The organism is Bradyrhizobium sp. ISRA442, from assembly GCF_038085055.1.
Lineage (GTDB): Bacteria > Pseudomonadota > Alphaproteobacteria > Rhizobiales > Xanthobacteraceae > Bradyrhizobium.
This window is the reverse complement of sequence record NZ_JALGCN010000002.1, coordinates 243441-261010: the sequence shown is the minus strand read 5'-3', so window position 1 is coordinate 261010 and position 17570 is coordinate 243441. Positions and strand designations below refer to the sequence as shown.

Below are 17570 nucleotides of genomic sequence, written 5' to 3'. Positions count from 1 at the left end.
TGAATGACTGCAATCGATCCGACGCTCCGCACAACCAAAACGACCTGCCCCTATTGCGGCGTCGGCTGCGGCGTGCTGGCGACGCCCGACGGTAGCGGCGGCGCGGCGATATCAGGCGATCCCGATCATCCCGCCAATTTCGGCCGGCTGTGCTCCAAGGGCTCCGCGCTCGGCGAGACCATCGGTCTCGAAAGCCGGCTGCTTTATCCGATGATCCGCTGCAAGGGCATGCTCGAGCGCGTCGCCTGGAGCGATGCGCTCGATCACGTCGCCCACCGCATGCAGCACATCGTCGCGCGCGACGGCGCCGACGCGGTCGCGTTCTACCTCTCCGGCCAGCTCCTGACCGAGGACTATTACGTCGCCAACAAGCTGATGAAGGGATTTGTCGGCACGGCGAACGTCGACACCAATTCGCGGCTCTGCATGTCGTCCTCCGTCGCCGGCCACCGCCGCGCGTTTGGCGCCGACACCGTGCCCGGCTGTTACGAGGATCTCGACCAGGCCGATCTGCTGGTCTTCGTCGGCTCGAACGCGGCATGGTGCCATCCGGTGCTGTTCCAGCGCATGCTGAGGAACAGGCAGGAGCGCGGCGCGCGCATGATCGTGATCGATCCGCGCCGCACCGACACCGCGAGCGATGTCGACCTGTTCCTTGGATTGAAGCCCGGCACGGATACCGCGCTGTTCTCCGGCCTCTTCGTTCATCTCGCCGACAATGGCGCACTCGACAACGACTACATCGCACAAAACACGAGCGGCTTCGACGATGCGCTGGCACGCGCCCGCAGCATCGCCGGCAGCGTCACCGCGACCGCGCTCGCCACCGGCCTGTCCGAGCAGGACGTCGCGACCTTCTTCCAGATGTTCCGCGATACGGAGCGCGTCGTCACGCTGTACTCGCAGGGCGTCAATCAGTCGGCGCAGGGCACCGACAAGGTCAACGCCATCCTCAACTGCCATCTCGCCACCGGCCGCATCGGCAAGGTCGGCGCCTCGCCGTTCTCGCTCACCGGCCAGCCCAATGCGATGGGCGGCCGCGAGGTCGGCGGCCTCGCCAACCAGCTCGCCGCGCATATGGGCTTCGCGCCGCCCGAGGTCGATCGCGTGCGGCGGTTCTGGAAGGCGCCGCGCATCGCCACCCATGAGGGGTTGAAGGCGGTGCAGTTGTTCGAGGCCATCAACCGCGGCGAGGTCAAGGCGTTGTGGGTAATGGGCACCAACCCGGCGGTATCACTCCCCGACGCCGATGTCGTGCGCGAGGCGCTGAAGAAGCTCGAGCTGTTCGTGGTCTCCGAGAATGTGCTCTCCAACGACACGGTCGAGGCCGGCCCGCACGTGCTGCTGCCTGCGCTCGCCTGGGGAGAGAAGTCGGGCACCGTCACCAATTCCGAGCGCCGCATCTCACGCCAGCGCTCCTTCCTGCCGGCGCCGGGCGAGGCGCGGCCGGATTGGTGGATCCTGAGCGAGGTGGCGAGGCGCCTCGGCTTCGGCGATAGCTTCAATTACAAATCGGCGGCCGAGATATTCCGCGAGCACGCCGCGCTCTCGGCCTTCGAGAACGACGGCAGCCGCGATTTCGACATCGGCGCGCTGAAGTCGATCTCCAATGAGGCGTTCGACGCGCTTGCGCCGGTGCAGTGGCCGGCGCGCGAAGGCCAGGCTTCCGGCGAGCGCTTCTTCGCGGGCGGCGGTTTCTTCACCAATGATGGCAAGGGCCGCTTCGTCGCGCCCGAGTTGCCGTCGCTGCGCAGCGAGATCAGCCCGGCACGGCCGCTCCGGCTCAACACCGGGCGCATCCGCGACCAGTGGCACACCATGACGCGCACGGGTTTGAGCCAACGGCTGGGCGCGCATCTGCCCGAGCCGTTCGTCGAGATCCATCCCGACGACGCCGGCAAATATGGCATTGTCAATGACGGCTTCGCCCGCATCACCACCGACTATGGCCAGTGTATCCTGAAGGCCGTCGTCAGCGGGGGCCAGCAGCGCGGCACGTTGTTCGCGCCGATCCACTGGAGTGCGATGAACACCTCGCACGGCCGCGTCGGTGCGCTGGTGCAGTCGTTCACCGATCCGTTCTCTGGCCAGCCCGAGTCGAAGGCGACACCGGCCGCGATTGCGCCGTATGAATATGTCTTCCGCGGCTTTGCGCTCTCGCGCAAGGAGCTCGATCTGCCGCCGCATCTGTGGTGGACGCGCGTGCGCGTCGCCGGCGGCTTCGGCTACCTGTTCGCCGACAACGCCGATCTCGCGCGCTGGCCGGCGTGGCTCGCTACCATCGGCGGCGAGGACGTCGCCGAGTACCGCGATTTCGGCGGCGGGGTCTATCGCGCGGCCTCGTTCGCCGGCGAGCGCGTGGAGACCTGCCTGTTCGTCGGGCCTGCTCATGACGCCGGCGACGGGGAGGTGGTGAAGAGCGTGTTCGCGGCTGACGTCGTCACCGACGAGCAGCGCCGCCTGCTGCTCTCCGGCAAATCCACCGAGGGCGCCGCCTCGACCGGTCCGATCGTCTGCGCCTGCTTCGGCGTCGGCCGCGGCACCATCTGCGACACCATCGCCGCCGGCGCGCGCACAGCGGCGGAGATCGGCGCAAGGCTGAAGGCCGGCACCAATTGCGGCTCCTGCATCCCGGAGCTGAGGCGGCTGATTGCGCAAACCGAAGCCGTTTCCGGCAAAGAGGCGAAGCTCGCGGGCGCGGCGCGCTAACGGCCGGGCTCTTTCCCATCGTCATTGCAAGCGCAGCGAAGCAGTCCAGAATCCCACCGCGGCGACAGTCTGGATTGCTTCGCTGCGCTCGCAATGACGGGTTGAGGCAGTTGCGCACGCTACCTCCCCAACGTCGTCCCGGCGAAGGCTGAGCGTGGGGCGTCGGCTTGCGCCAAGGCTGCCATGATATCTGCGCCAATCGACGGACCCGGTATTGTGGCCTATGCTCCCGCGCATCCCGCCACACACAACAACCACAACAACCATGATGTACCTGGAAACGCCGCCGCGCTTGATCGAAACGCAAATCTACTCCGCCATGCCCGACAAATTCCGCCGCAAGGGCGTGCGGACCGATTGGGCCGACGCCAACCGGCCGGGTATTGCGACGGACTCCTTCATCGAAGGCCCGTCATTCGACGCCGACGGTAATCTCTACGTCGTCGACATTCCCTTCGGCCGCATCTTCCGCATCGCGCCGGACGGCGAATGGTCGCTGGTGATTGAATATGAAGGCTGGCCGAACGGGCTGAAGATCGCGGCCGACGGCCGCATCCTGGTGGCCGACTATAGACATGGCATCATGCAGCTCGACGCCGGGGCAGGGCGCATCACGCCGGTGCTGACTGCGCGCAATTCGGAATCCTTCCGCGGCTGCAACGATCTGCATCTGGCCTCGAACGGCGACATCTATTTCACCGATCAGGGCCAGACCGGCCTGCATGATCCGAGCGGCCGCGTCTATCGGCTGGCGGCGAACGGCCGGCTCGATTGCCTCATCGACACCGGCATCAGCCCGAACGGGCTCGTGCTCGATCCGACCGAAACCGTGCTGTTCGTTGCAATGACGCGCGACAACGCGGTGTGGCGGCTGCCGTTCATGAAAGACGGCAGCGTCTCGAAAGTGGGGCGGTTCTGCTCGCTGTTCGGCACCAGCGGCCCTGACGGCATGACGATGGACGCCAAAGGCCGCTTGTTCGTCGGCCATGCGTCGCTCGGCCACGTCTTCGTGTTTGCGCCGAATGGCGAGTTGGTCGCGCGCATCAAATCGTGCGCGGGGCCGAACTGCACCAACGTCGCGATCGGCGGCGTCAGGAAGGATCGCCTCTACATCACGGAGTCTTCGACCGGCAGCGTGCTGGTCGCGGATATCGGTGAACTCTAGCATGGGATGATCGTTGACTTGCGCGGCGCCGCGCTCCCTTTCCAATGATGGGGAGAGAGGAGGAGCAGCGCTCGAACTGATGAACTGGATCAAGATATGAAATCAAATCCCTTCGGCCAGACCGGCACGAGCGTCTCCGTCATCGGGCAAGGCACCTGGTATCTCGACCACGGCGACCGCAGGCGCGCGATTGCGGCGCTTCAGCGCGGTCTCGATCTCGGCATGACCCACATCGACACCGCCGAGATGTATGGCGATGCAGAGCTCCTGATTGCGGATGCGATCGCGGGCCGCCGCGATGAGGTGTTCCTGGTGTCGAAGGTGCTGCCGAGCAACGCTTCGCGCAAAGGCACGATCACGGCCTGTGAGCGATCGTTGAAGCGGTTGAAGACCGACCGGCTCGATTGCTATTTGTTGCATTGGCGCGGCTCCTATCCGCTCGAGGACACCGTCGCCGCTTTCGAGGAACTGGTGAAGGCCGGCAAGATCAAGTCCTGGGGCGTCTCCAATTTCGATGCCGACGATCTCGATGAGATGCTCGAAGTCGCCGGCGAAGGCAGGATCGCCTGCAACCAGGTGCTCTATCATCTGAAGGAGCGTGCGATCGAGCACGCTGTGATCCCCTGGTGCGAGCGGCACGGTGTGGCGGTGGTGGCCTATTCGCCGTTCGGCCACGACGACTTCCCCGCCAACGGCGGCAAGGGCGGCGCCGTGCTCGCGCGCATCGCAGAGGCGCATCGCGCCAAGCCCCGGCAGGTCGCGCTGAGCTTCCTCACCCGTGCAACTACGGTGTTCGCAATTCCGAAGGCGTCGTCCGCGGAACATGCTGGCGAAAATGCGATGGCTGGCGATCTCGCGCTGACGAAAGACGAGATTGCGGCGCTCGATACGGCGTTTCCGCGTGGCCCGAAGCCGCGCAGCCTGCCGATGCTGTAGTGCACAAACGCGTATTATTAATGGAGCGTTGACACGCGCGCTCGTCAGCGCATATCGGCATCCTGTTTTCGGAAGTTGTGAACCGCGCCCAATTGTCGTTTTTTACGAGGGTACTCGATTCGCATTTTTCCGAGTTCCAGCCGTGACCCCGCCGCCCGCCGCAGCCGCAAGGCTCGACAATATCTCCATGCCCGTGCCGGAGAAGAAGCAGGCTCGCCGCCGCGCACCCGCGCGCGTCGATCATCCCTTCAAAGGCATCTCACTGGTGCTGTTGTCGACGGTGTTCCTCGGCTGCTCCGACGTCACCGCGAAATATTTATCGTCGAGCTTGCCGTCGATCGAGATCACCTGGATCCGCTTCCTGACCTTCGCGCTGATGTTCGTGCCGGTGATGCTGCCGGGCTCGCCGTTCCATGCAATGCGTACCGAGCGGCTCGGCCTTCATGTCATGCGCGGCGCGGCACTGCTTGGCTCGTCCTTGTTCTTCATCACAGGATTGGGATTCCTGCCGATCGCGGAAGCCTCCGCCACCGGCTTTGTTTCGCCATTGTTCGTGACCGCGTTGTCGATCTTCTTCCTGAGCGAGAAGGTCGGCTTGCGCCGCTGGATCGCAACCGCGATCGGCCTGATGGGCGTGATGATCATCCTGCGGCCGGGCTCGAGCGCGTTTCACGCCGCTGCGTTCTTCCCGATCGTGTCGGCCTTCTGCTGGGCTGCCGCCTTGATCCTGACGCGCATGATGAGCGGCCGCGAAGCCGTCGCCACCACCATGGCCTATTCGGCGCTGACGGGCGTCGCCATTCTTTCCCTGATGGTGCCGTTCGTCTGGGTCACGCCGAGCTGGAGTGCGATCGGCTTCGGCATCTTCATCGGCGTCGCATCGACGGTGGGCCAATGGATCGTGGTGCTCGCCTATCGCTACGGCGATGCCTCGGTGCTGGCGCCGTTCTCCTATACGCAACTGCTGTGGGTCAGTATTTTGGGCTTCTTCCTGTTCGGCGAGGTGCCGGACGTCTGGACCGTCACCGGCGCGGCCTTCATCGTCGCCAGCGGCCTCTACATCGCCCATCGCGAGCGTATCCGCCGCGCGCAGCTCCTGGTGCTGGAAGAGCGTTCGCCGAACGCCTGACGCAATATCGCGCCTGGCGCGTCGTGCTACAGAATCTTACCGCAGAGGGACTTTGGATTGCTTCGCGGAGCCTGTCATCGGGCCGCGCTTCGCGCGGACCCGTTGGCTCGCAATGACGGGAGCGAGTATGCCTCACACCGGCAGCGCGATCGAATACTTCACCTGGCTCAGCGCAAAGCTCGACTCGATCGACGCGATGCCGTCGAGGCGGGTCAGCTTGTTCTTAAGGAACGCTTCATAGGAGGAGAGATCGGCAGCGACGACGCGGAGCAGGTAATCGCGGTTGCCGGTCATCAGATAGCATTCCAGCACCTCGTCCCATTTCGAGATCGCGCGCGCAAAGCGGTTGAGGTCCTCCTCCTTTTGCCGCGCGAGCTTGATCGAGATGAAGACGCTGACGTGCAAGCCCAGCGCCTTCTGGTCGACGGTCGCGACGTAGCGGGTGATGACGCCGCGCTCCTCCAAGAGCTTGACCCGGCGATGGCAGGGCGAGACCGAGAGGCCGACCTTGTCGGCGAGCTCCTGCATGGTCAGGCGGCTGTCAGTCTGGAGCAAAGCGAGGATCTTGCGGTCGATGGCGTCGAGGTCGGGCATTGGAATGAAACCTGTTCTACGAGCTCTCCATTGGTAAGATATCCCAATATCGGGAGGTATGGCGCGAAAAATTGAGAAGTTTGGCGCCGCTCCCGGGCGTATCATCGGGGCGTTATGTCCGGGAGCCGTGCCATGCCCGTCGATTCCGCCCGCCTCGAAACCCTGTCCGCACTGAGCCGCAAGGTGCTGTGGCTGTCGTCGTGGACGATCCATCACGCCAACCACATTCGTCTGAACGCGGACGGCCTCAAGGTCGGCGGCCACCAGGCCTCATCCGCCTCGCTCGCCACCATCATGTCGGCGCTCTATTTCTCGGTGCTGAAACCAGAGGACCGCGTCGCCGTGAAGCCGCATGCGAGCCCGGTGTTCCACGCCATCCAGTATCTGTTCGGCCGGCAGACTCGCGAGAAGCTGGAGAATTTCCGCGGCTTCAAGGGCGCGCAGTCCTATCCTTCGCGCACCAAGGATATCGACGACGTCGACTTCTCGACCGGTTCGGTCGGCCTCGGTGTTGCGCAGACGCTGTTCGCCTCGCTGGTGCAGGACTACGTCAAGTCACATGGCTGGATGAAGGACCGCCGCGAGGGACGGATGATCGCGCTGGTCGGCGACGCCGAGATGGACGAGGGCAACATCTTCGAGGCGCTCGCGGAGGGCTGGAAGCACGGCCTGCGCAACACTTGGTGGGTGGTCGACTATAACCGTCAGTCGCTAGATGCCGTCGTGCGCGAAGGGCTCTGGGAAAAGTTCGAGACCATGTTCCGCAATTTCGGCTGGGACGTGATGATCGTGAAATACGGCCGCTTGATGCGCGAGGCCTTCGCCGAGCCCGGCGGCGAGGCGTTGAAAACCTGGATCGACAATTGCCCGAACGCGCTCTATGCGGCGCTGTGCTTCCAGGGTGGCGCGGCGTTCCGCAAGCACCTGCACGACGAGATCGGCGATCAGGGCCCGATCACGAAGCTGATCGACCGCCGCAGCGACGACGAGCTCTTGGCGCTGATGTCGAACCTCGGCGGCCACGACATGGCGAGCATGCTGGAGGCGTTCGAATCCATCGATCACGATCGCCCCGTCTGCTTCATCGCCTACACCATTAAGGGTGTCGGCCTGCCGTTCCAGGGCCACAAGGACAACCACGCCGGCCTCATGACGGTCGCGCAGATGGAGAAGTGGCGCGCGAGCCAGGACATCCGGCCCGGCCACGAGTGGGACAAGTTCGAAGGTCTTTCGCAGGATGCTGCCGAGCTCGAAGCGTTCCTCGCGCGCGTGCCATTCAACCAGGACGGCCGCCGGCTGACCGCGCCCGCAGTCGAGGTGCCGTCGCAGCTCACCTTCAAGCCGTCGCCGCAGATGTCGACCCAGCAGGGCTTTGGCCTCGTGCTGAACGAGATCGCGCGCAGCGGCAGCGAGCTTGCCAAGCGCATCGTGACGACCTCACCTGACGTCACCGTCTCGACCAATCTCGGTCCCTGGGTGAACCGACGCGGCCTGTTCGCGCGCGCCGAGAAGGCGGACCTATTCCGCAGCGAGAAAATTCCCTCCACCTATAATTGGGATGCGTCGCCCAAGGGCCAGCATCTCGAGCTCGGCATCGCCGAGATGAATCTGTTCATCATGCTCTCGGCGCTCGGTCTGTCGCATCAGATCAACGGCGAGCGGCTGCTGCCGGTCGGCACGCTCTACGATCCCTTCATCGAGCGCGGCCTCGATGCGCTGAACTATGCCTGCTACCAGGATGCGCGCTTCATGGTGGCGGCGACGCCGTCCGGCATCACGCTCGCGCCCGAGGGCGGCGCGCATCAGTCGATCGCGACGCCGCTGATCGGCATGGCGCAGGATGGACTCGCCTCGTTCGAGCCGGCTTTCGTCGACGAGCTCGCCGTGATCATGGGCTGGGGTTTTGACCACATGCAGCGCGATGCGGGCGAGGGCGGCTCGGTTTACTTGAGGCTCTCGACGCGCACGATCGAGCAGGCGCAGCGGATCATGACGCCCGAGTTGGCGAAGGGCATCACCGACGGCGGCTATTGGCTGCGCAAGCCCGGTCCCAATGCCGAGGTCGTGATCGCCTATACCGGTGCGATCGCGCCGGAAGCGATCGAGGCGACCGGCTTCATCGGCGAGAGCCGGCGCGACATCGGCCTGCTCGCAATCACCTCGGCGGACCGCCTCCACGCAGGCTGGACTGCCGCGCGAAAGTTGCGGCGCGATCATCGCGGCGTGCAGCACTTGAGCCACATCGAAAAGCTGCTGGCACCGCTGCCGCGCGACTGTGGCATCGTGACCGTAATCGACGGCCATCCGGCGGCACTCGGCTGGCTCGGCAGCGTCCGCGGACATCGCGTCGAGGCGCTCGGCGTCGAGCGGTTTGGCCAGACCGGCGCGATCGCCGACCTCTATCGCCACTACGGCATCGACGCCAACGCCATCATCGATGCGGCCGAAAGCCTCACCACCGGCGCGCCGGTGCTCCATCGCAAGATGGCGGTGTGATCGTTCGCATGGGCCCCGGCTCAGCAGCGCACCGCTACTGGACAATGCTTCGCATCGCCAGGGAAGCGCTGCGCTGCGTCCGGGCACGAGAGTGGTTGGGCTCGGTACAATCTCGTGTCCTGGACGCGGCGCGACATGAAATGTCGCGACGCTGAGCCGGGACCCATGGCCGCGCTTGCCTCCCTTCGCGACGCGCTCCATATTCCGTCCGCCGCAACGCTGGCTCCGCATATGGCGGGTTCAACTGCTGACGCTTTCGTGCGAGGATGCCTGCCGAAACGCCCCCTCCATGCCCCCAAGAAGAGGTCAAAGATGGTCAATCGCATGCAATTCTACATCGACGGCGCCTGGGTCGATCCCGCCGTCAAGAAGTCCACGCCCGTCGTCAATCCGGCGACGGAAGAGGCGATGTACGAGGTTGCGCTCGGCTCCAAGGCCGACGTTGACAAGGCCGTTGCGGCCGCCAAGCGCGCCTTCCAGACTTACTCCCAGACCAGCCGCGAGGAGCGCGTCGCGCTGCTCTCCAAGATCATCGAGGTCTACAAGGGCCGTCTCAAGGAAATCGGCGCGGCCGTCTCCGACGAGATGGGCGCACCGCTGCCGATGGCGGAGAAGCTCCAGGCCGGCGCCGGCCTCGGTCACCTCATGACCACGCTCGACGTGCTCAAGAACTATCACTTCGAGGAACCCGCTGGCACCGCCATGGTGCTGCGCGAGCCGGTCGGTGTCGTCGGCATGATCACGCCCTGGAACTGGCCGCTCAACCAGATCGCCTGCAAGGTCGCGCCCGCGCTCGCTGCCGGCTGCACCATGATCCTCAAGCCGTCCGAGTTCACGCCGACCTCGGCGCTGATCTTCGCGGAGATCCTCCATGAAGCCGGCGTGCCGATGGGCGTGTTCAACCTCGTCAACGGCCTCGGCCCCGAGGTCGGCGCTGCCATGAGCGAGCATCCCGACATCGACATGATCTCGTTCACCGGCTCGACCCGCGCCGGCATCGATGTCGCCAAGCGCGCGGCTCCGACCGTGAAGCGCGTCAGCCAGGAGCTCGGCGGCAAGTCGCCGAACGTCATCCTCGAAGGTGCGGACCTCACGAAGGCGGTGACCGGCGGCGTGATGCACATGTTCAACAATTCGGGCCAGTCCTGCAACGCGCCCTCGCGCATGATCGTGCCGCTGTCGAAGATGAAGGAAGTCGCCGCGATCGCGAAGGCGGTCGCCGACAAGACCAAGGCCGGCGATCCGCGCGCCGAGGGCACCACCATCGGCCCCGTCGTCAACCGCGGCCAGTGGGACAAGATCCAGGCGCTGATCAAGAAGGGCATCGACGAGGGCGCAACGCTCGTCGCCGGCGGCCCGGGCCTGCCCGAAGGCGTCAACAAGGGCTTCTATGTCCGCCCGACCATCTTTGCCGACGTCACCAATGAGATGACGATCGCCCGCGAGGAGATCTTCGGGCCGGTGCTCACCATCATCGGCGCCAAGGACGAGGCCGATGCCGTGCGCATCGCCAACGATACGCCCTACGGTCTTGCCGGCTACGTCTCGGCCGACACGGTCGAGAATGCCAAGAAGGTCGCGCGCCAGATCCGTGCCGGCAACGTCAACCTCCAGGGCGTGCCGAATGACCGCACCGCGCCGTTCGGCGGCTACAAGCAGTCGGGCAACGGCCGCGAGTGGGGCAAGTACGGCCTCGAGGACTTCCTCGAGGTGAAGGCGGTCGCCGGCTTCAACGCGGCGTAAGCGTTACTGTCCGGAACGACGCCGGAGCGGGAAGTCGCTCCGGCGTTGTCGTTCGATTAAGCGAAGCAATCCAGAATCCTTCCGCGGAGACAGTCTGGATTGCTTCGTCGCAAGAGCTCCTCGCAATGACGGAGGAGGGACTACCCGCCGACCGCGCCTTGCGTGTTCACGTACAGCGCATAGATCGACTGGCTCGCCGCCATGAACAGGCGGTTGCGCTTGACGCCGCCGAAGCAGAGGTTGGCGCAGCGCTCGGGCAGCGCGATGCGGCCGATCATGACGCCGTCGGGCGCGAAGACCACGACGCCGTCGAGCTCGGGATCGCCCATGCCCCAGCCGCACCAGAGATTGCCGTCGATGTCGCAGCGCATGCCGTCCGGCGTGCCGGGACCTGCATCGATGAACACGCGCTTGTTGGAGATCGTGGTGCCGTCGGGTGAGACGTCATAGGCGAGGATCTTGCGGTTCGGCAGCCCACGCGACTCCACGACGTAGAGGATCTTCTCGTCCGGCGAGAAGCACAGTCCGTTTGGCCCAAGCACGCCCTCGGCAACAATGGTCGCCTTGCCGCTTGCAGGATCGAGCCGATAGACGTTCGGATCGATCTCGGACTCGGCCTTGTAGCCCTCGTAATTGCCGAGCAGGCCGAAAGTGGGGTCGGTGAACCAGATCGATCCGTCGGACTTCACCACGACGTCGTTCGGCGAGTTCAACCGCTTGCCGCCAAAGGAATCCATCAGCACCGTGATCTCGCCGTCATATTCGGTGCGCACCACGCGCCGGCCGCCGTGCTCGCAGGTGATCAGCCGGCCCTGGCGGTCGCGCGTGTTGCCGTTGGCGAAATTGGAGGGCTTGCGATAGACGCTGACGGCGCCGGTCTCCTCCTCCCATTTGATGATGCGCTGGTTCGGAATGTCGCTGCACAGGAGATATCGCCCATCGCCGAACCACACCGGGCCCTCGGCCCAGCGCAGGCCGGTGGCAAGCCGTTCCACGGCCGAGAGCTTCAACCAGTATTTTTCGAAACGGGGATCGAGTGCATGAATCGCCGGATCGGGGTAATAGGTCGCCGGCCGCCAGCCTTGAGGCCTTTCACCTTGAGGCCGTTCTTGGGTGTGGGACGATGCATCGCTCATTGCAGTTCTCGTTATTGCGTTCCCTCTGCCCAAGTCTGCTATCATTAGAGACCTACGACCGCAAATCGGTCACTACCGACGAGGAAAGACATGCCGCGCATTTTGATGACTGGAGCTTCAGGGGGAATCGGCTCGAGCTTGCGTAAGTTGCTGCCGCCGATCTATCCGGATCTCCTGCTCTCTGACATCAAGCCGCCCGCCAATCTCGCCCCGAACGAGAAGTTCAAGGCGGCCGACCTGTCCGATCTGGCGCAATGCGAGGCGATCTGCGAGGGCGTCGACGGCATCCTGCATTTCGGCGGCTATTCGGTCGAAGGCTCCTGGGACGATATCCTCCAGGCCAACATCATCGGCGGCTACAATTTGTTCGAGGCGGCGCGCAAGAAGGGCGTCAAGCGCGTGGTCTTCGCCTCATCCAACCACGCGGTCGGCTTCTACCCCCGCCACCACAAGATCGGCACCGACGTGACCCCGCGTCCCGACGGCCGCTATGGCGTCAGCAAGGTGTTCGGCGAAGCGGTCGGTGCGCTCTATGCCGACAAGCATGGGCTGCAAGTGACCTGCATCCGCATCGGCAATTTCGGCGAGATGCCGCTCGATCATCGTCGGCTCGCGATCTGGCTGAAGCCGGAAGACCTCGTGCAACTCTGCCGCATCGGGCTCGAACATCCCGACATCCATTTCGAGATCTTCTACGGTGCCTCGCTGAACGAGCGCGCGTGGTGGGACAACCACCGCGCCTACGAGTTCGGCTATCGCCCGACGGGCCGCGCCGAGGATTTCTGGCAGCACGCGATGGCCGAGCAGGCCAAACTGAAGCCGGACCCGGTCGGCGACTATTTTCAGGGCGGCACGTTCTGCAGCATGGAGTTCGATGCCGATCCGAGCCGGATCATCGACTGGACGAAGCGCTAGGGCGGACGAGTAATAGTTGACGCGGTGCGGGCCGGACATTCACCTGCTTTTCAGCAGGGAGAGACCGACTCGCATCGTCGAAGCGCATCATTTCGCAACGCGCGCTTCCTGCTGTTTGGTCACGTGCCAGAGCACAACATGATAGTGCGGCACATCCACTCCGGGGTGACCCGGGTTGAAGTAGAAGCTGACATGATCGACTGATCCCGCGGACCCCGTTCCCTCCAACGACTTGTGATCGTCGATGTCTTTGTTCGGGACCATGTACACCGTCGCGACCAAACGATCCTTGCGATCGAAGCACAGGAACGGCCCCAGCGGCAACGTGTCGGGCTTGACGAAGATGATACCGAGGCCCGGAAAGAATTTTGGGAAGTTCACGAGGTCGCTGATCCGCTTGTATCCGTTTTTTTCGGCGATTTTCCGCTGATTTGGCGGCGGACGAACGGCTTCGTGCTTCGCTTCGTGCTTCCTGTGCGCCTTGCCACGTCGGTAAGAGGCTGTCCTGGTTTGCCCGACCTTGCCGGCCGCTGGCGCCGCCGCCGGTGGCGCCGCGGCGGGTGGTGCCGCAGCCGGCGCGAGCGTCTGCGGCGCTGGTGGCGAGAAGGCTGGTGGCGAGAAAGGAGCAAACTGGGCGGCCGGACGCCTCACGTCGGCGATCAAAGCGAGCAACGCAACCAGGGCTGCGCTTACAAGCGCATTGCGCATCGACACCTCCCGAGGTTTGCTTGCCAAAGTTTGCTCACTTGGCCGGATTGCGTTCTCGCCAGCGCAAGAAATCCCGGAACAATTCTTCGCGGTCGGGCGGATTGGCGGTTGGCTTTCCCTCGAGGAATCGGCCGAACGCCCTGCGAAGCGCGGCCTCGCCGCCCGATTGCTGCTGGAGCCAGCGCTCTGCCGGTCGGAATCGTCGCCATCCGGGGAGCAGCGCGGCCAGGTTCACCTCGCGCCACTTAGGGTGATGTTGGTCGCCGAGAAATTCAGGAAAGCGCGTGAACAATGTCTGGACGAACAATTCCAGCAGCCGAAACCGCTCGTTGCGGGTCGGCCAGTTGTAGACGAAGAGGGCAGATTTGACCGCAATCGTATCGACGTTCGCATCGGCGGCGATGATGTTCGGGTAGTCTTCGTGGCGGAGCGTTGATGGCAGATAATCTTGCTGCAGCAGCTCCAGGGAATAGGGGATGGGCAGGAAGTGAATACCGCCGGCTTGCGGGGCATGCGTCAGGAAGCTGACCGGTTTTCCTGACACCAGCAGAGCGGCGGAGAGGTCGCCCTTCTGCAGACCATCCAGCGCGGCCTCCGGTCCCAGGTTCGATTCGCTGATCTTCACGCCCAGCCGGTTCAACACCTCGCGGCCAAGGACGGCGCCGGCACTGCCGTCTTCGCCGAGATTGACCCTCTTTCCTGCCAGGTCCGGCAGGCTTCCGATCTCCGGCCGCGCGAGAAGATGGAACTCTTCGATATAGAGCGGGGCAATGTAGGCAAGCTTGTCAGAGATGTCTCCGAACGTCCTCGTCTCCCGAAGCCGGTCAACCAGGACGACAGGCGCGATTGCCACGTCGGCACCTGCGAGGGTGAGCACGTCAAGGACGTTGCGGACGCCGCCGTTTCCCACGATGGGCAGGACCCGCAAAGCAACCTCGCCATGAGGGCCGGTCTCCTGGCCGCTAGCAAGCGTGGTCGCAATGTCCTGAGCGATCCCGAATTCAGTGCATTGCGGCGTACCGGTTACGAATCCCACCGTATACGGGTCCGCAGATCGCCCCGTTTCCTTCCTGGGAGTGCCTTCTTTTCGCGGAGACGCCTTCGCGAGCTCGCTCGGGGAATTGGGCGGCCGCTTTTGCGCGAGGCAGTCCTGGACCTGTCCGCCGAGCCAGGCCGCCGCAATCAAGGCGATGAACAAACCGGCCCGCATCGCTCCGCAGACCCTCATTGTTCAAACCTGCTCGCCCAGGCCAGCCCTCGCTTGGCGGCAACTGCTCAGGCAAATCCGGCCACGTCCGAAGCACCGCTGGGCAAATCGATCTCGCTAAAGCCTTCCAACGCGCCCAGGCCAGCGACGTTCCGTCAAGGAGTGTGCGGCTCGCTCGTGGCGGGAAATTGCCCAACTAGCGCCCAGCCTTATCCTCCGCGATGCGCTTCAGATAATCCGACTTGCTGAACTGCATGTGATCGACGCAGAGCTGAGCCAGGGCCCAGCTATCGCGGCCCTTCAACAGCTCGATCATCAGCTCGTGCTGGCGCTTCGACAGCGCCAGCCCCTCGCGGTCGGCGAGATTCTTCGCGCGCATAGGCAGCGTCAGGTTCATGTAGTCCTGGAGCGAGTGTACCAGATAGGGATTGCCGCAGGCGCCGAACAGCGCGACATGGAAGGCATCGTTGGTCTCGTGAATGCCGCGCAGGTCCTGCAACTCGGCCCTGGCGCAATATTGCCGCTGCAGCTCAATGAGCACGTCGATCAGGCTTTGCGGCGCGGGCAGCGGGATCATCAGCGCGGCCTGCCGCGTCAACATTTCCCGGACCTCGTAGATCTGCCGGACCTCCTCGGCCGAGTAGAACCGCACGGTGGCACCGACATTCTTCTCGCGGCGGACGATGCCGCGCCGCTCCGCCTCCATCAGCGCCTGGCGCACGAAGTGCCGCGAAGTGCCGTAGCGCGCCATCAGCGCGTCTTCGGTCAGGCGCGCGCCGGGCGCGAGACGGCCGAAGATGATGTCCTCCTCGAGTCGCGCGACGACATCGTCCGGGTCGTCGCGCCGAACCGTCACGGCGTTCGCGGTGCGAATGTGCTGCATCCCTCCAGCCTCCAGCAGGGCTCCCCGGTCCCGCCATCCCTGTGGAGCAGGGAGCAGTCAGATTGTCAATAATCTGGAGCGCTCGACCGCCGTTCTGTGATGAATTCGCCGAAGCGAAGGCCAATCTTATTGACAATCAGGGGGCAGGCTGTACGACAATGGCTAGGCGGAATGGAGTGGCATGATGACGAGTGGCTTGCGCAAGGGTCTGACGAGCTATGGCGACGCCGGCTTCTCGCTGTTCCTGCGCAAGGCGTTCATCAAGGCCATGGGCTATTCCGACGACGCGCTCGAGCGCCCCATCGTCGGCATCACCAACACCTATAGCGACTACAATCCCTGCCACGGCAACGTGCCGCAGATCATCGAGGCCGCCAAGCGCGGCGTGATGCTGTCGGGCGCGATGCCGTTCGTGTTTCCGACCATCTCGATCGCCGAGAGCTTTGCGCATCCGACCTCGATGTATCTGCGCAACCTGATGGCGATGGACACCGAGGAGATGATCCGCGCCCAGCCGATGGACGCGGTGATCGTCATCGGCGGCTGCGACAAGACGCTGCCTGCGCAGGTGATGGCGGCGATCAGCGCCGATCTGCCGACTGTGGTCATTCCGGTTGGGCCCATGGTGGTCGGCCATCACAAGGGCGAGGTACTGGGCGCCTGCACCGACTGCCGCAGGCTGTGGGCCAAGTATCGCGCCGGCGATATCGACGATGCCGAGATCGAGGCGGTCAATGGACGCCTGGCGCCGTCGGTCGGCACCTGCATGGTGATGGGCACGGCCTCGACCATGGCCTGCATGATCGAGGCGCTCGGCCTGTCGTTGCCGATGAGCGCAACCATTCCGGCGCCACATGCCGAGCGCTTCCGCCTGGCGGAGGCGAGCGGCAAGGTTGCTGCGGAGATGGCGAAGACGAAGGGGCCGAAGCCGAGCGAAGTGCTGACGCCGGCCTCGTTCAGGAATGCGCAGGTCGTGCTCCAGGCGATCGGCGGCTCGACCAACGGTCTGATCCATCTGACCGCGATGGCGCATCGCTCGCCGCACCGGCTCGATCTCGAGGCCTTCGACAAGCTCGGCCGCGAGGTGCCGGTGCTGGTCGATCTCAAGCCGTCCGGCGAGCACTATATGGAGCATTTCCATCACGCCGGCGGCGTGCCGAAGCTGCTGGCGCAGCTCGGCGATCTCATCGATCTCGACGCCAGGACCATCACGGGGCAGACGCTGCGCGATGTCGTGGCGAATGCGGAAGAGGTGCCCGGTCAGGACGCGATCCGCTCCCGCGACAATCCGATCAAGCCGGAAGGCGGCCTTGCCGTCCTGCACGGCAATCTCGCGCCACGCGGCGCGGTCATCAAGCAATCGGCCGCGAGCCCGAAATTGTTGCAGCACACCGGGCGTGCCGTCGTGTTCGAATCCGTCGAGGACATGACCCTGCGGGTCGACGATCCCGATCTCGATGTGAACGCTGACGACGTGCTGGTGCTGCGCAATGCTGGTCCGAAGGGCGCGCCCGGCATGCCCGAAGCGGGCTATCTGCCGATCCCGAAGAAGCTCGCGCGGGGCGGCACCAAGGACATGGTGCGTATTTCGGACGCGCGCATGAGCGGCACGGCGTTCGGCACCATCGTGCTGCACATCACGCCGGAATCCGCCGTCGGCGGTCCGCTTGCGCTGGTGAAGAACGGCGACATGATCCGGCTGGACGTTGCCAAGCGCAGCATCGAGCTGCTGGTCAAGGCCGCGGAGCTGGAACGGCGCCGCGCTGCGCTGAAGCCGATCGCTGCGCCGGACGAGGCGCGGCGCGGCTACGCCTGGCTTTTCAACGAGACCATCTTGCAGGCCGATGAGGGCTGCGACTTCGATTTCATGCAGAGGACTGGGCAAGTGACTGGGAAGGGGTGACCAACCACCCGAAAACGTAGCTCAGACCGCAAAAGCGGCGGGCGAT

The 17570-nt window shown here is 64.6% G+C and carries 13 protein-coding genes; 8 read left to right on the top strand and 5 right to left on the bottom strand.

Features of this window, described 5'->3' with window-relative positions; all coding sequences use genetic code 11:
- Positions 1-3 precede the first annotated feature (3 nt).
- From MTR72_RS04300 to MTR72_RS04285, 4 genes are all read left to right on the top strand, one after another.
- Positions 4-2709 (top strand): nitrate reductase, encoded by a 2706-nt coding sequence (locus tag MTR72_RS04300; RefSeq protein WP_341510121.1) that lies wholly within the window; start codon positions 4-6, stop codon positions 2707-2709.
- A gap of 268 nt (positions 2710-2977) precedes the next feature.
- Positions 2978-3874 carry an SMP-30/gluconolactonase/LRE family protein gene (locus MTR72_RS04295; RefSeq protein ID WP_280971038.1) on the top strand — a complete coding sequence of 299 codons (897 nt, stop codon included), beginning with the start codon at positions 2978-2980 and terminating at the stop codon, positions 3872-3874.
- A gap of 96 nt (positions 3875-3970) precedes the next feature.
- Positions 3971-4810 carry an aldo/keto reductase gene (locus MTR72_RS04290; protein WP_280965191.1) on the top strand — a complete coding sequence of 280 codons (840 nt, stop codon included), beginning with the start codon at positions 3971-3973 and terminating at the stop codon, positions 4808-4810.
- A gap of 187 nt (positions 4811-4997) precedes the next feature.
- On the top strand, positions 4998-5939 hold the full coding sequence (locus tag MTR72_RS04285; RefSeq protein ID WP_280971037.1) for a DMT family transporter: 942 nt from the start codon (positions 4998-5000) through the stop codon (positions 5937-5939).
- A 132-nt stretch (positions 5940-6071) separates the two neighbouring features.
- On the opposite strand, the gene MTR72_RS04280 is transcribed toward MTR72_RS04285, so the two are convergent.
- Complete coding sequence (locus tag MTR72_RS04280) at positions 6072-6533, bottom strand: Lrp/AsnC family transcriptional regulator (protein WP_280965190.1); 462 nt, start codon at positions 6531-6533, stop codon at positions 6072-6074.
- 132 nt (positions 6534-6665) lie between these two features.
- Between MTR72_RS04280 and MTR72_RS04275 the strand changes: the two genes are divergently transcribed.
- Complete coding sequence (locus MTR72_RS04275) at positions 6666-9029, top strand: transketolase (RefSeq protein WP_280965189.1); 2364 nt, start codon at positions 6666-6668, stop codon at positions 9027-9029.
- 312 nt (positions 9030-9341) lie between these two features.
- Positions 9342-10772 (top strand): aldehyde dehydrogenase family protein, encoded by a 1431-nt coding sequence (locus tag MTR72_RS04270; RefSeq protein ID WP_280965188.1) that lies wholly within the window; start codon positions 9342-9344, stop codon positions 10770-10772.
- A gap of 140 nt (positions 10773-10912) precedes the next feature.
- Here the strand turns inward: MTR72_RS04270 and MTR72_RS04265 are convergent, their stop codons facing one another.
- The gene (locus tag MTR72_RS04265; RefSeq protein WP_341510120.1) at positions 10913-11908 is read right to left on the bottom strand and encodes an SMP-30/gluconolactonase/LRE family protein; all 996 of its coding nucleotides are present in this window, start codon (positions 11906-11908) and stop codon (positions 10913-10915) included.
- Between the two features lie 90 nt (positions 11909-11998).
- Between MTR72_RS04265 and MTR72_RS04260 the strand changes: the two genes are divergently transcribed.
- A complete protein-coding gene (locus MTR72_RS04260) occupies positions 11999-12823 on the top strand; it encodes an NAD-dependent epimerase/dehydratase family protein (protein WP_280965186.1) in 825 nt (274 codons plus the stop codon).
- Between the two features lie 87 nt (positions 12824-12910).
- Here the strand turns inward: MTR72_RS04260 and MTR72_RS04255 are convergent, their stop codons facing one another.
- The 3 genes from MTR72_RS04255 to MTR72_RS04245 all read right to left on the bottom strand — a co-directional run bounded on the left by MTR72_RS04255 (position 12911) and on the right by MTR72_RS04245 (position 15621).
- Positions 12911-13531 carry a hypothetical protein gene (locus MTR72_RS04255; protein ID WP_280965185.1) on the bottom strand — a complete coding sequence of 207 codons (621 nt, stop codon included), beginning with the start codon at positions 13529-13531 and terminating at the stop codon, positions 12911-12913.
- A 34-nt stretch (positions 13532-13565) separates the two neighbouring features.
- Positions 13566-14729, bottom strand: coding sequence for a TAXI family TRAP transporter solute-binding subunit (locus tag MTR72_RS04250; protein WP_280965184.1), 1164 nt, complete (start codon positions 14727-14729; stop codon positions 13566-13568).
- Between the two features lie 205 nt (positions 14730-14934).
- Positions 14935-15621: a GntR family transcriptional regulator gene (locus MTR72_RS04245; protein ID WP_280965183.1), complete on the bottom strand. Its 687-nt coding sequence runs from the start codon at positions 15619-15621 to the stop codon at positions 14935-14937.
- A gap of 184 nt (positions 15622-15805) precedes the next feature.
- Between MTR72_RS04245 and MTR72_RS04240 the strand changes: the two genes are divergently transcribed.
- Positions 15806-17524, top strand: a complete 1719-nt coding sequence (locus tag MTR72_RS04240) for an IlvD/Edd family dehydratase (RefSeq protein WP_280965182.1) — start codon at positions 15806-15808, stop codon at positions 17522-17524.
- Positions 17525-17570: the final 46 nt, after the last annotated feature.

Coding starts and splice junctions, on each gene's coding strand:
- MTR72_RS04260 (WP_280965186.1), top strand. CDS start 11,999: ATGCCGCGCATTTTGATGACTGGAGCTTCAGGGGGAATCGGCTCGAGC.
- MTR72_RS04255 (WP_280965185.1), bottom strand. CDS start 13,531: ATGCGCAATGCGCTTGTAAGCGCAGCCCTGGTTGCGTTGCTCGCTTTG.
- MTR72_RS04240 (WP_280965182.1), top strand. CDS start 15,806: ATGACGAGTGGCTTGCGCAAGGGTCTGACGAGCTATGGCGACGCCGGC.
- MTR72_RS04245 (WP_280965183.1), bottom strand. CDS start 15,621: ATGCAGCACATTCGCACCGCGAACGCCGTGACGGTTCGGCGCGACGAC.
- MTR72_RS04275 (WP_280965189.1), top strand. CDS start 6,666: ATGCCCGTCGATTCCGCCCGCCTCGAAACCCTGTCCGCACTGAGCCGC.
- MTR72_RS04285 (WP_280971037.1), top strand. CDS start 4,998: ATGCCCGTGCCGGAGAAGAAGCAGGCTCGCCGCCGCGCACCCGCGCGC.
- MTR72_RS04270 (WP_280965188.1), top strand. CDS start 9,342: ATGGTCAATCGCATGCAATTCTACATCGACGGCGCCTGGGTCGATCCC.
- MTR72_RS04300 (WP_341510121.1), top strand. CDS start 4: ATGACTGCAATCGATCCGACGCTCCGCACAACCAAAACGACCTGCCCC.
- MTR72_RS04280 (WP_280965190.1), bottom strand. CDS start 6,533: ATGCCCGACCTCGACGCCATCGACCGCAAGATCCTCGCTTTGCTCCAG.
- MTR72_RS04265 (WP_341510120.1), bottom strand. CDS start 11,908: ATGAGCGATGCATCGTCCCACACCCAAGAACGGCCTCAAGGTGAAAGG.
- MTR72_RS04290 (WP_280965191.1), top strand. CDS start 3,971: ATGAAATCAAATCCCTTCGGCCAGACCGGCACGAGCGTCTCCGTCATC.
- MTR72_RS04295 (WP_280971038.1), top strand. CDS start 2,978: ATGTACCTGGAAACGCCGCCGCGCTTGATCGAAACGCAAATCTACTCC.